Origin of the sequence: Bacillus sp. MUM 116 (genome assembly GCF_001866655.1) — a bacterium.
Taxonomy (GTDB): Bacteria; Bacillota; Bacilli; order Bacillales; family Cytobacillaceae; genus Neobacillus.
The window spans coordinates 1-13,237 of record NZ_MLYR01000111.1; the positions used below are offsets into that span (position 1 = coordinate 1).

Annotated in this window: 19 protein-coding genes; 17 read left to right on the top strand and 2 right to left on the bottom strand. The window is 37.8% G+C overall.

Annotation, left to right across the window (positions count from 1 at the left end; genetic code table 11):
• Positions 1-424: 424 nt before the first annotated feature.
• From BIV60_RS23580 to BIV60_RS23625, 10 genes are all read left to right on the top strand, one after another.
• Complete coding sequence (locus BIV60_RS23580; RefSeq protein WP_071358153.1) at positions 425-1,219, top strand: enoyl-CoA hydratase/isomerase family protein; 795 nt, start codon at positions 425-427, stop codon at positions 1,217-1,219.
• A gap of 139 nt (positions 1,220-1,358) precedes the next feature.
• Positions 1,359-1,808: an acyl-CoA thioesterase gene (locus BIV60_RS23585; RefSeq protein WP_071358154.1), complete on the top strand. Its 450-nt coding sequence runs from the start codon at positions 1,359-1,361 to the stop codon at positions 1,806-1,808.
• 227 nt (positions 1,809-2,035) lie between these two features.
• Positions 2,036-2,914 carry a PaaX family transcriptional regulator gene (locus tag BIV60_RS23590; protein WP_071358155.1) on the top strand — a complete coding sequence of 293 codons (879 nt, stop codon included), beginning with the start codon at positions 2,036-2,038 and terminating at the stop codon, positions 2,912-2,914.
• 344 nt (positions 2,915-3,258) lie between these two features.
• Positions 3,259-4,197, top strand: a complete 939-nt coding sequence (locus BIV60_RS23595; protein WP_071358156.1) for a Phenylacetic acid catabolic protein — start codon at positions 3,259-3,261, stop codon at positions 4,195-4,197.
• Between the two features lie 2 nt (positions 4,198-4,199).
• On the top strand, positions 4,200-4,520 hold the full coding sequence (locus BIV60_RS23600; protein WP_071358157.1) for a metal-sulfur cluster assembly factor: 321 nt from the start codon (positions 4,200-4,202) through the stop codon (positions 4,518-4,520).
• Complete coding sequence (locus tag BIV60_RS23605) at positions 4,517-4,747, top strand: hypothetical protein (RefSeq protein ID WP_071358158.1); 231 nt, start codon at positions 4,517-4,519, stop codon at positions 4,745-4,747. The genes BIV60_RS23600 and BIV60_RS23605 overlap by 4 nt, the downstream gene beginning before the upstream one ends.
• Positions 4,747-5,385 carry a Phenylacetic acid catabolic protein gene (locus tag BIV60_RS23610; protein ID WP_256218522.1) on the top strand — a complete coding sequence of 213 codons (639 nt, stop codon included), beginning with the start codon at positions 4,747-4,749 and terminating at the stop codon, positions 5,383-5,385. Before BIV60_RS23605 ends, BIV60_RS23610 begins: the two co-directional genes overlap by 1 nt.
• On the top strand, positions 5,378-5,572 hold the full coding sequence (locus BIV60_RS23615; RefSeq protein WP_071358159.1) for a PaaD-like zinc ribbon domain-containing protein: 195 nt from the start codon (positions 5,378-5,380) through the stop codon (positions 5,570-5,572). Before BIV60_RS23610 ends, BIV60_RS23615 begins: the two co-directional genes overlap by 8 nt.
• 103 nt (positions 5,573-5,675) lie before the next feature.
• On the top strand, positions 5,676-6,473 hold the full coding sequence (locus tag BIV60_RS23620) for an enoyl-CoA hydratase/isomerase family protein (RefSeq protein ID WP_071358160.1): 798 nt from the start codon (positions 5,676-5,678) through the stop codon (positions 6,471-6,473).
• A 120-nt stretch (positions 6,474-6,593) separates the two neighbouring features.
• Complete coding sequence (locus BIV60_RS23625) at positions 6,594-8,171, top strand: benzoate-CoA ligase family protein (protein ID WP_071358161.1); 1,578 nt, start codon at positions 6,594-6,596, stop codon at positions 8,169-8,171.
• A 69-nt stretch (positions 8,172-8,240) separates the two neighbouring features.
• Here BIV60_RS23625 and BIV60_RS29875 read toward each other — a convergent pair whose 3' ends face one another.
• Positions 8,241-8,402 (bottom strand): hypothetical protein, encoded by a 162-nt coding sequence (locus BIV60_RS29875; protein WP_177177383.1) that lies wholly within the window; start codon positions 8,400-8,402, stop codon positions 8,241-8,243.
• 183 nt (positions 8,403-8,585) lie between these two features.
• On the opposite strand from BIV60_RS29875, the gene BIV60_RS23630 reads away from it, so the two are divergent.
• A complete protein-coding gene (locus BIV60_RS23630; RefSeq protein ID WP_071358162.1) occupies positions 8,586-9,359 on the top strand; it encodes a TraR/DksA C4-type zinc finger protein in 774 nt (257 codons plus the stop codon).
• A gap of 68 nt (positions 9,360-9,427) precedes the next feature.
• Here the strand turns inward: BIV60_RS23630 and BIV60_RS28750 are convergent, their stop codons facing one another.
• Positions 9,428-9,595: a YozQ family protein gene (locus BIV60_RS28750; protein WP_083402418.1), complete on the bottom strand. Its 168-nt coding sequence runs from the start codon at positions 9,593-9,595 to the stop codon at positions 9,428-9,430.
• An 87-nt stretch (positions 9,596-9,682) separates the two neighbouring features.
• Between BIV60_RS28750 and BIV60_RS30595 the strand changes: the two genes are divergently transcribed.
• From BIV60_RS30595 to BIV60_RS29880, 6 genes are all read left to right on the top strand, one after another.
• Entirely contained in the window at positions 9,683-9,817 is a 135-nt protein-coding gene (locus BIV60_RS30595) for a hypothetical protein (RefSeq protein ID WP_256218523.1), read from the top strand.
• Positions 9,818-9,926: 109 nt separating this feature from the next.
• Positions 9,927-10,823, top strand: a complete 897-nt coding sequence (locus tag BIV60_RS23635) for a cation diffusion facilitator family transporter (protein WP_071358163.1) — start codon at positions 9,927-9,929, stop codon at positions 10,821-10,823.
• Between the two features lie 82 nt (positions 10,824-10,905).
• Entirely contained in the window at positions 10,906-11,031 is a 126-nt protein-coding gene (locus BIV60_RS30600) for a hypothetical protein (protein ID WP_256218524.1), read from the top strand.
• 15 nt (positions 11,032-11,046) lie between these two features.
• On the top strand, positions 11,047-11,985 hold the full coding sequence (locus tag BIV60_RS23640; protein ID WP_071358164.1) for a magnesium transporter CorA family protein: 939 nt from the start codon (positions 11,047-11,049) through the stop codon (positions 11,983-11,985).
• Positions 11,986-12,104: 119 nt separating this feature from the next.
• Positions 12,105-12,884, top strand: a complete 780-nt coding sequence (locus BIV60_RS23645) for a class I SAM-dependent methyltransferase (protein WP_071358165.1) — start codon at positions 12,105-12,107, stop codon at positions 12,882-12,884.
• Between the two features lie 100 nt (positions 12,885-12,984).
• Positions 12,985-13,149, top strand: coding sequence for a hypothetical protein (locus BIV60_RS29880; protein ID WP_177177384.1), 165 nt, complete (start codon positions 12,985-12,987; stop codon positions 13,147-13,149).
• Positions 13,150-13,237: the final 88 nt, after the last annotated feature.

Below are 13,237 nucleotides of genomic sequence, written 5' to 3' on the forward strand. Positions count from 1 at the left end.
GATTTTGACTTATTTAGAGCAGTTAATCGGAATATCTCCGCTTATTATCAGCTTCTTAAGCTTCCTCTATATACATAGCAGGAAATTCTCCGCCTATGAATTCTCATACCTATACGAAAATCAACAATGAATAATAACACAGCCTAATTTTTTAAAAATACGAAATTATCATAAATTATATCAATGAATCTTTGGATCAACAATTGATATGCACCCTCTATTTTATATGTTTTTACTACGTCCGTGTTAAAAAAGTGTAAATGTAAGAAATCGTGAGAATTGGGATGGAAATGAAAGAAAATTAAATGTTTTGTTAGGTAAACTGGAGTATTTACTATTTTAAAAATAATGTGAAAATTGTTTATATTATGCATATAGCACGAAAGAAATAAAATCATAATAAGATTTCGAGGAGGATATTAAATTGACAACATTAACAGAAACAAAAACATTAACAGTAAAAAAACTAGATGGAGTTGCAGAGGTTCATATTCATGTTAACAAAACAAATGCATATGATTTGGAATATTATAAAGAATTAAACGCAGCAATTGATGATATTCGTTTTGACAGTGATATCAAAGTTGTTGTATTAATGAGTGATATGCCTAAATTCTTCTCTGCCGGTGCGAATATTAATTTCTTAAAAGCAGCAGAGCCACGGTTTAAAACTCAATTCTGTCTATTCTGTAATGAAACTCTTGATAAAATTGCCCGCTCTCCACAAATTTGGATTGCATGTTTAGAAGGGCACACAGTTGGCGGCGGTTTAGAAATGGCATTAGCTTGCGACTTACGCTTCATGGGTGACCAAGCTGGTAGAATCGGTCTTCCGGAAGTATCTCTTGGAGTATTAGCAGGTACGGGCGGAACTCAACGCTTAGCACGTCAAGTTGGGCATTCTAAAGCGCTGGATTTAAACATTACTGGTGAAACTTTAACACCTCAAGAAGCTCTGGAAATTAAATTAGTAGATCGTGTCTTCCCACAAGAAGAAACAAGAGCAAAAACATTAGAATATGCACAAAAAGTTGCAAAGAGCGCATCATATGCGGTATCAAATATTAAGCTTTCCATTATGAATGGTAAAGAAATGCCTCTAAATGTGGCAATCCGTTATGAGGGTGAATTACAAAACCTATTATTCCGTTCACAAGATGCGAAAGAAGGACTTAGTGCATTTATCGAAAAACGTGAAGCTAACTGGATTAGTCAATAAGAAAAGCGGAAGCGCCTTGGTCAGCATACCGGGCTAAATGCTGTGGCTGGCTAATTCTTATTAATCCAGTAAAATATAAAATGGCGATATCGATTATCGATATCGCCATTTTAATCAAATTTGAAAAGGGGAGAAGAACATGCGGTCAAACGAGCTGGAAGTTTTAATTAACTGGGGAGATACGGATAAAGCAGGAATTGTCTATTATCCAAATTTTTTTAAATGGTTTGATATCGCGGGACATCAATTCTTTAGAAGCTGTAATTTAGCTCCTGCAAAATTAGAGGAGGAACGTAGTATTATCGTTCCATTACTGGATGTTCAATGTACGTTTGAAAATGCACTGCTGTATGATGATCTCATCACCATCCATACGAAAGTAGAAGAAATCAATCGTAAAACGATAAAATTGAGACATGAGATCTATCGGGATGGTGTTCGCTGTGCACACGGATATGAACTGAGAGGCTGGGTCGAGAAAAAACCTGAAGGAATTAAGGCTGTCGTCATCCCAGAAGATGTGAAAGCCATCCTAAGCGAAGAGATTGAAATGAAAGTGGATAAAAATAGGCCGAGGTTTAATGCGTAAGCTAGAACAATCCTCTATAATATTAATGACTCTAAAGAAATTACATAAAGTGAAACTTCAATCAGTGGGGGTTTTTCCCACTGATTGTTAGTTAAACCAATCGGGCTTTTACGGGCAGTTGATCCCCACTTACCCTCCTGCTTACGCTAAGCACAGAAGTAAGGATCTTACTGCCCGTTAATGCGGGATAAAATTCGAAAATTATAACACATTGGATGGTGGCAGCAATGAAACCAAGATCACTAATGTTTACTCTTTATGGAGAGTACATTCAATATTATGGAGAAGAAGTTTGGGTGGGAAGTTTAATTCAATTAATGAATGGATTTGGCATTTCTGAATCCTCCGTCCGCGGCGCCATTTTAAGAATGGTACAAAAGGATTTATTGCAAGTACGAAAAAAAGGGAATAAAAGCTATTACTCTGTAACAGAGCTGGGGCGAAGAAGGGTTGAGGATGGGGTTATAAGAGTATACTCTGCCCCGAGATCTGTTTGGGATGGAAAATGGCGAATGTTAAGTTATTCTTTTCCTGAAGAAAAGCGCGAACTTCGAAATGAAATTCGTAAAGAACTGACATGGACGGGGTTTGGAATGATTTCAAACAGCACTTGGATAAGCCCGAATCCGCTTGAAAATCAGGTAATGGAAATGATTAAAAACTATAAAATCGAAGAAAATGCGATACTTTTTAGTTCATCTGATGTGGTCTCGCATCCGAATGAATGGATTATCGAGAAGGGCTGGGATTTTCAACAAGTTACCGATAATTACATCAAATTCATTGAAAAATACTCGCCAAAATTTGAACAATTACGCGAACAGGCATTGAAAAATGAATTATCGGATGAGGAATGTTTTATTAAACGGACAACTATTGTTCATGAATATCGAAAGTTCCTTTTCCAGGACCCGGGATTTCCACGGGATTTAATGCCGGATAACTGGGTTGGAACGAAGGCGCGGGAGTTATTTTGGAATATTCATCAATTAATATCGATTCCCGCAGTCCGTTATTTTGAATCCATATATGAAGCGGCTCCTGATCGAAATATAAAACCACGAAGGGATAAAGCCATCAATCCCTTTAAAGAAGTTTACGTTTAAGATGAATAGGGGTGGAAAATCTGATTAGAAAAAAGACGACGATTGGTCGTCTTTTTTTTATAGTATAAGAATTTATAAATTGCTTTGGGAATGGTCCAGCTCCGGCGCCTTCGCTTTTCTTTTTATCGTTTAAAAAACATATAGATGGGGTGAGGTTTATCCCATCCTAAATAAATTTAAATGCATTCTATTGCCGAGTATTGCTTGTCCTTATTCCTTGAAATTATGTTTTTAATATTAACATCATAAAAACGTAATAATGCAATTGACAGATAATTATTAATATTCTATATTATATTATATAAACGGTGATTAAAAAAACGTAATAGAAAGAGAGGTACAATATGAACCAAACTGAGGTTTTATTAGATAAGATTCGAAATGGATTTGTCCTGGAATGCAAAGAGGACATGAATGAAGAGTACCTTCGCGCACTAAAACAAACATTAACCATTGTTGGAGATACGGAGCTTTTGAGTGTTCCTCCTTTATTAACGGTCTACAATCAAGCTCCAAATCTAAACTATAAGATTACCGCATTAGCCGTCATTCAAGATGAGATTGGCCATGCACATATCGCCTACCGGTTATTAGAGGATTTAGGTGAAGCTGTTGAGGAACTGCTTTATAAACGAGCTGCTAACCGGTGGAAAAATCCGTACGCCTTCGATTTTAAATTAGATAACTGGATTGAGCTTGGGGTGTTTAACGGACTATTTGACAGAGCCGGTTACACACTGCTTGGAGATGCTTTCGAGCACACTTCTTATGGACCTTGGAAACGAGCTTTGATGAAAGTAGATAAAGAAGAATTGTTCCACCTTCGAAATGGCGAAATCATTATGAAGGCGGGAATGAAAAATCCGGAAACAGCCAAGGAAGTACAAGAGGCCGTTGATTGGATGTTCTTAATGGGATTAGAGTTCTTCGGTGTTGCGGATAATCTAAAAAGTCGTTCTGCCCAATTAGACTACAAGTTGAAAGGGAAGACAAATGACCAATTGAGACAAAAATGGCTGTCAACGGCTGTTCCGTTCTGTGAATCAATTGGGGTTAAGGTGCCTGCTCACTATGATGAAGAACAAGGCAAATATGTCATTGATGTTCCATTTCCTTGCAAATTTGATGTAGAAAATAAGAAATGGCTGACAGACCAACCAGACACTTGGGAAGGCGTAATCGAACGTTTTAAAAAGCGCGGGCCGCAAAATCAAGAGTTTGTAACAAGAATTCAAAAGGGCTTCTTTGAAATGGAAGAACTTCGTGCCGAGGAGGTAAGTTAATCATGCAAACAATCGAGACAGAAAAATATTGGAATGCTTTAACAGAGGTGATGGATCCCGAGTTTCCAATCAGTGTAGTTGATATGGGATTAATCTATGAAATTACCAAGGTGGATCAAAGAAAGCTGGGCGTAAAGATGACCTACACTTCAACCGGCTGCGGCTGCATGCAGTGGATTGAAAACGATATCAAGGAACGACTGCTTCAAGAAAAAGATATCGCCGAAGTCGAAATCGAAGTTGTTTGGAGTCCCCCATGGACCGTTAATAATTTAACGGAAAAAGGAAGACAAAAACTGAAAACTTGGGGGGTAAGTTCATGACAGCCAATAATCAAAAACAAGAATACCTTCTTTTTACACGTATCAAACGTGGCGATGATTTGATGCAAGTTGGCTCTTTTCACGCAGAAAGTGATGAATTGGCAAAGGTGTATGCACAGTATATCTATGATGAAGAGGACTGGGTTGAAATGCAAGTGGTAAGAAAAGATGCATTGATAGCTGTACGCCTTCCAGAACCATTATTTGAAAAAGAGGGTGTAAATTAGTGATAAATCAAAATCTATTTTCTCTTGTTGAAGTAGCAGAAACGATTGCAGATAACAAATTAATCTTAGGTGATCGTCTTGTTGAAGTAGGAATCAGCGGCCCTAATCTCGAAGCAACCCTTTCCTCGATTGCAATGGCACAGGCTGAGCTTGGTCATGCAAGACTGATGTATAAATGGGCAAATGAATTACAGGGTCTAAATGGAAGCAAAATGGAGGTAAAGGGGCAAACAGGTAAAGCATTTCCAACTGTGGTTCATGCATCGAATTGGATTGGTTTAATTGCTGGTTTATATGCCGTTAATGAGGCGGTTGGGCTTGTCATGAAAGTCATCAGCAATTCCAATCATCCTGAGGTTAATACCCCATTTAGTAAAATGCTGAAAGAACAAGAGGAACACCTTCTTTATTCAAAGAGCTGGTGCAAACAATTACTGAATGACAAGGGGGCAGTTCCGAAAACCTTCCAACAGGAATTAGAAAAAGTGACACAAGAGGTCCTGCAATGGTTAAGATCTGTTGAAAATGATGAACTATTAATCTCGGAGAAAATAATTCCGGAAAATAGCAATCTTACAGCTTTATACAAAGAAACAATCGAAAAGCTTACCAGCCTTGGAGATATCCAGCATGTCTAATGAACAAACTCCAATCCAATGTTCATTTTGCTCATCTGAAGACGTCGAAAAAATTTCTTCATTTGGGACAGCGCAATTGGTCAGACAGTATTATTGCAATCATTGCCATTCAGTCTTTGAATATATTCGCTGGCAGGCCGCCCCGTTAGAAAATGAGGGGTGCCCGGGGAATATCGGCAATCATTGAAAATATAAAAAGGGGCTATCTTGAATATGTTGGCGCTAAGCTGCTAAATATTTTCTGAATATAAAAACAATTATAAAAAATAAATTTCTCAGGAGGAATTATCATGACTCAAGTCAAATTAGAAACTAAAACATTAACAGTAAAAAAAGAAAATGGCATTGCTGAGGTGCACATGCATGTCAATAAAACAAATGCTTATGATTTGGAATATTATAAGGAATTAAACACAGCGATTGATGATATTCGTTTTGATAGCGATATTAAAGTGGTTGTATTAATGAGTGATATGCCTAAATTCTTTTCAGCAGGTGCGAATATCAATTTCTTAAAATCAGCAGAGCCGCGCTTTAAAACTCAATTCTGCTTATTCTGTAATGAAACACTTGATAAAATTGCCCGCTCTCCACAAATTTGGATTGCTTGTTTAGAAGGACATACCGTTGGCGGCGGTTTGGAAATGGCATTAGCTTGTGATTTACGTTTTATGGGTGACAATGCAGGAAAAATCGGTCTTCCGGAAGTATCCCTTGGAGTATTGGCTGGCACTGGTGGAACCCAACGCTTAGCCCGTCTGGTTGGACATTCCAAAGCACTTGATTTGAATATTACCGGTGAAACCTTAACACCACAAGAAGCACTAAAAATTCAATTAGTTGACCGTGTGTTCCCTCAAGAGGAAATTCGTGCGAAAACATTAGAATATGCGAGGAAAGTTGCGGATAGTGCAACATATGCTACATCCAACATTAAGCTTTCCATCATGAATGGTAAAGAAATGCCGTTAAATGTAGCGATTCGCTATGAAGGTGAATTACAAAATTTATTATTCCGTTCCCAAGATGCAAAAGAAGGATTATCTGCTTTCATCGAAAAGCGCCAGCCGGAGTGGTTTGGTCAGTAATCACGACTGGGTCTAACTTTGAAAAGAAGCTAGACCCTCCTTTCATGTAGGTGTGCTCATAATGTTTCTGTCGGTAGAACGAATGATTTTAGTCTTCAATTTACTTCTGGGGGTTAAAGAATGCTAGAATTAGCGAAACAATTAAATGGCATAAAAGATTATTACAATTGTACAACTTTTTTTATCGAAGAAAAGGTTCGGAATGGACTCGGTAATAAAGTTGCAATTTATTCTGACAGCGATGAAATTACATACCAGGAGCTTCTTTTTAAAGTAAATCAATTTGGAAACGCTTTAATGAGGATCGGTGTTGAACAGGAAAATCGAATTTTACATGTCATCTATGATTCCCCAGAATTTATCTACTCCTTTTATGGAGCAACAAAAATTGGAGCCATTCCAATACCTGTTAATACAGCAATGAAACCGAAAGACTATGAATATTTTTTAAACCATAGCCGGGCAAGGGTCCTGGTTATTCAAGATGAGGTATGGGAGATAATTAAGGCAAATCGAGAGCGCTTTATTTTCTTAAAATATGTCATTGTGGTCTCAGAGAATGGCAATGTCTACGAAGATACAATTGAGTATAATGAGTTTATAAGCCAAGCTTCATCAGAGTTGGAGGATGCTGTCACTACCTCTGAAGATCCGGCTTTTTGGCTGTATAGTTCCGGAAGTACCGGCAATCCAAAGGGGGTTGTCCACATTCATAGAAGTATGGAAGTTGCGGTTAAAAACTATGCAGAAAACATTCTTAATGTAAATGAGAACGACAGGACTTTCTCTGCTTCAAAGCTTTATTTTGCATACGGTCTAGGGAATGGAATGTATTTTCCGCTTGGAGCAGGGGCATCGACCGTATTAATGAAAGACCGTCCGACCCCGGAAAATATTTTTAAAACGATTGAAAAACAAAAGCCAACCATCTTTTTTGGCGTCCCTACATTGTATGGTTCCCTGATTCAGCATGTTGAAAAAACAGGGGTGATTCCGGATTTATCCTCCGTTCGAATTTGTGTTTCCGCTGGTGAGGCACTTCCGGCTACTTTTATGCAAAAATGGAAAGACTTTTTTAACCTTGATATTCTAGATGGGATTGGCTCAACCGAAGCATTGCACATTTTCCTCTCGAACCGTGTAGGAGATATTAAAGCAGGAAGTACTGGAAAGGTTGTCCCTGGATATAAGGCGAAAATTGTCAATGAAGAGTCCAAACCGGTGGGAGTCAATGAAATTGGTGATCTTGTGATTCAAGGAGATAGTGTCAGTGTTGGCTATTTCTGCAATTTAACAGAAAATCAGCGGAAGTTCCACGGTGAGTGGATGTACACAGGAGATAAATATTATCAGGATGAAGAAGGATATTTTTGGTACTGCGGCCGTTCGGATGACATGCTTAAGGTCGGGGGAATTTGGGTTTCACCGATTGAAATCGAGTCGACCTTGATCCGTCATGAGTATGTCATTGAGGTCGCTGTTGTCGGAGCAAAAAATGAGAGCAATCTTGTTTATCCAAAAGCCTATATTGTCTTAAGGGATGAGATTGAGCCGACAGAAGAATTAAAAACAGAGTTCAAGCTGTTTGTAAAACAAAATCTTGCTCCATATAAATATCCACGGGAAATTGAATTTATCTCGGAATTACCGAAAACCGCGACTGGAAAAGTGCAGCGGTTCAGGTTGAAACAAGTTTAATTTAAATTATGTGGAAATAGCCAGACGTATGGTCTGGCTATTTTATTTACACATTTCATTTTTCGGTATTTATATATCTCTGCCTGTTGCCCCCACTGATTTATCAGTATTATCCTGATTATTATATTCTGGGTCATTCAGGCCTGGTTTCCGCCTTTTTTCACTTCCTAAATAACTAGCCTGATGTTTTTGCTGAATTTTATTAAATTCGTTCCAGTTTTCATTTACCACATGTTTCCCTCTTTTCTTTGCGTTGCTTAATTTTAAGATACACCCCTTGAACAAACTTATTCAGTTATTCCACCCAAGCAGACTTAGGATTTTAATGGAATTAAAATTTCATTACATAAACAATGGTGAAAACATCGACAATAAATAAGAAAAGTGGAAGCCTTTTTGAAAGGGGTTTGAGCCATGCTATCGACTGAAAAGTTAGCGGAATTGCGATTGCAATTGTTACAGGAAAAAAATGATGTGGAAAATAATTTAAAGCAAAATGACCATTTTGGTTTGGAACGCGGGTTTTATCATGAGTCCATGGGGGAATTATCAAGCTATGATAACCATCCGGCCGACGAGGGAACAGATTTATTTGAACGTGAAAAGGATATTGCCTTAAAAGAACATTATGAATTGCAATTAAGTAATATAAATCATGCTCTCGAGGCGATGGAGAAGGGAAGCTATGGGAAGTGTGAGGTATGTGGGAAGGAAATCCCGATTGAACGTTTAGAAGCGTTACCCAACACCACCTTTTGTAAGGAACACAGCCCTGATCAATTTGTTTCCCATGAACGGCCAATCGAAGAAGGAGTACTAATGCCGCCTTGGGGAAAATTTGATATGGATGATAAAAATGAGGATGTTGCTTTTGATGCCGAAGACTCTTGGCAGGAAGTTGCCTCTTGGGGGACATCAGAAACGCCGTCGGATTTGGCGTTTCCGCAAGACAGTTACAATGATATTTATATTGAAGCAGATGAAAATATTGGCTATGTCGAGGATTATGAGAATTTTGTCGGCAATGATATGTATGGGAAAAATATTAAGGTATACCCGAATCCGCAGCATGAACATTATGAGGCTGCACTTGATGAAGAAGGCATCATGACCAGCTTCGGTGATCTTCCGGCATTTGAACATGATGCGTATGTAGATAACAATGACAAAAACGAGCGAAATATCTAATTTGCATGCAAGATAATTAAAAAGAAAACAGCTTTCATAAATGAGAGCTGTTTTCTCCGGATTTATTTCTATTCATTTAAATTTTCTGTTTCGATGACGCCTTCCATATACGTATCACTTACCTGCTCGTGGGTTGTAGCAAGGCCGGAAGACAATGCATCACTTTTTTGATAATCACTTGCATCAAAGTTGCGTCCAGCAATCTCAGTGCTTTCGTTTTGATTTTTTTTAACCATTAAGAAACACTCCTTTAGGTAGAATCAATACGTATTTTCTGCTTATTAGCTTAAATTTACTCTTATATATTGAAGGAGTTGAAAACGATGCGGGAAAAAAAATCATTCCCAACGCGGGAAGAATTAGATCAGGCTTTTCATTTTCTACAGGACCAAATCACCAGAATTTCCGTAGAAGAAGAGGAAGAAATGGTCAAAGAAGAAACGAATCTGAACGGCTGATTATTGTTGAACTTAACCAACTAACATTCAAGTGGGCAAGACTTTTTCTCTAGACCCATCCAGGAAAAGTTTGGTATGATTTCAAGAGAATTTTTTGGGGTGATCGTTGATGGATGTAAGAGAAGCTCTTGCTAAAAAAATTGCCTGGATTAGTGTGATTAGTAACATCGTCCTGACATTTGGAAAAATTATTATCGGATGGCTTGGGCATAGTGATGCTGTATTTGCCGACGGGATTCACTCCGCTGCCGATGTATTTGCTTCCCTCATTGTTTTATTAGTGATAAAAATTGCCAATAAGCCTGCTGACAAAGAACATCCGTATGGACATGGGAAAGCGGAAGTGATTGTGTCAGGGATTATTGGAATCTTATTGTTTTTAGTAGCCATCTATGTGGTTTATGAAGGGATTAGCGGATTTTTCCATAAAATTGAAGCTCCTAGTTATTTAGCGATGTGGGTAGCGGTCTTTTCTTTTTTTGCGAAAATATTCCTTTACCGTTCATCTTTAAATGTAGCGGAGAAACATAGCAGTAAGGCAATTGAAGCGATCGCTTATGATCATAAAGCCGATATTGTTGCTTCCATTGCAGCGGCGATCGGAGTTCTCATCTCGATTATTGGGATAAAATTTAATATTCATTTTTTGCTTTTCGGTGATAAAGTGGCGAGTATCTTTGTTGCCTATTTAATTTATAGAATTGCGAAAGACATGTTAACAGAAGCATTTGACATTTTACTCGAGCGCAATATTGATGGTGAGACATTGCAGGAATATATCTCGATTATTTCCGAATTCCCGGAAGTAAGGCGGATCGACCGGATCCGTGCAAGGGAACATGGACATTATATTTTGGTTGACCTGCGGATTTCGATTGACCATTTTAAAACGATTAAAGAAGGCCATGACCTTTCTCATGAAATAAAACAGAAACTTTTGGATAAATTCGATAATATTAAGGAGGTATTGATTCATTTAAATCCTTATTTTCCTAAAGACAGATAAATATGAAAAAAACTACTTTGTACTTTCGTGCTTTAGGGTTTATGATAAGGAAGGAAATAAAAAGCTAAAGGAGTTGATATTTTTGAGTTATTCCATAGACCCGGACCCAAGTAGGCGAGGGGGAGTCAATGTCTTTGAATTGATTGAATTGGTTTCTACAAGAATATCAGCTCTGAAAAAGGTTGTTGGCTTCCTCGAACAAGAATAGTGAGGAGGTTTTGACATGTTGGAGATTTTTAAAAGCACAGAAACAAAGGTTTTGGAGAAAGTAGATGTCGTATCAAAGGGCTGCTGGATTAATATGTATGCCCCAACAGCAGAAGAAATTAACCGGGTTGCAAATGACGCACAAGTCGATGTCGATATTATTCGGGACGCCCTGGATGATGAAGAACGTCCAAGGATTGAACGGGATAATGGTCAAGTGTATATTATCGTTGACTTTCCCTATATCGTTCATGATGAGACCGGCCTTGCCGTTTATGAAACGATTCCAATTGGAATTATTTTAACGGATGAATGTACTATTACTGTATCTTTAAAAGATACACCGATTTTAGAAGAATTTAGAAAGAATAGAGTGAAAGAGTTTTTTACATTTAAAAAGACCCGTTTTGCTTTGCAAATTTTATTCGTCATTTCATCCTATTACCTTCGCTACTTAAAACAAATTAATAAGAAAACAAATGAAATTGAACGCGAAGTGCATCAATCATTAAAAAATAAAGAACTATATGCTTTTTTGGCATTAGAGAAGAGTTTGGTTTACTTTACCACTTCTTTAAAATCCAATAAGGTTGTCCTTGATAAAATCTTAAGATTTAACTATTTAAAAATGTATGAAGAAGATAAGGATTTGTTGGAAGACGTCATTATTGAAAAAACACAGGCGATTGAGATGGCGGAAACCTATCGTTCCATCTTGAGCGGGATGATGAATGCCTTTGCATCCATCATTTCGAACAACCTGAACATTGTCATGAAGTTTTTGACTTCGATTACGATTATCCTTTCCTTCCCAACGATGGTCGCGAGCTTTTACGGGATGAACGTCGATATCCCGTTCCAGCATGCCACACACTCATTTGCCTTCCCATTGATTATTTCAGCATTTTTAACCAGTTGTACCGCCTTTATTTTTTGGAAAAAGAAATATTTTTAGATTACCAGTCTTTTATAGAGGCTGGTTTTTTTTGATAATTTTTCCTTATGGATTGAAATAAGAAAAGAAGATTGGCATATCGTGATTTTTCCAATTAATGTATAGGTGAGGTGAGGAAAATGAACAAGGAATTTTTTAATCGAATTGAAAAAGAAACTTATATGAAACGTTCTGCCGATCCACAGTGGATGGATTTAGTTCAATCAAGGGTAAATATTACTGGAAAAATTGCGGCAGATATTGGTGCAGGCGGCGGAATCTATTCCATTGCCTTAGCGCAATTAGGAGCAAAAAAGGTCATTGGCGTGGATATTTCTGAAAATATGATTGCCGGAGCAAAGGCGAATTGCCGAAAATATCCGCAAATTAGTTTCCAAGTGGGAACTGCCAGCGAATCGAAGCTTCCGGATGGGGAAGTAGATGTGCTGCTGGAGCGTGCGTTAATCCATCATTTAAAGGAAGAGCACTTATCTGCATGTTTTGCGGAGGGCAAAAGAATTTTAGATAAAAATGGACTATTCATTCTTCAAGACAGAACGATGGAGGATTGTGCAATAGCAGGAAGTGATGAGCATATCCGCGGTTATTTTTTTGAACTTTTTCCGGAATTGCTTGAAAAAGATATTTCAAGAAGGCACTCGGTGGAAACAGTAAATTCTTACTTGAAAAGGGCCGGCTTTCAAACAGTTGAGGTTATTAATTTTTGGGAACACCGTAAAACTTATCAATCACTGAATGAACTAAAGCAGGAAATTATGTTGCGCAAAGGCCGTTCGATTTTGTTTGAATTAGCGGATGAGCAGGTGCAAAGTCTTGCTGATGGTATTGGGGAACGGGTAACAAAACCTTTCCCAGTAGTTGAAAGAGAAAGATGGACGATATGGTTTGCGAAGGCATAGAGAAATTATCGTCTATGTCTTAGGTTTTTGATTTCCACGAGTAAAATAACTTTTCTTGTATAAAATAGAAAAAATAAAAATACAAGAGGAGGCAGAAAAAATGAAAGAAAAGGAACCCCAATTTCAAAGCGGAGATGAAGTAGGCCAACTGGAAAAAGGCCTATACGGATTAGACCCAGAAATGAGCCTGCTATCCGTAAACTTCGCAACAACAGAAAATCCCCTATTGAATGAACATTATCAAGAGGATTCAAAAGAAGATTAATTCGACAAAATTCGGGTGGTGCCTGTGGCAGCCCGAATTTTGTCGATAATATTTTGAATTTTCCGAGTGTTTTTGGTTGATTACTAGA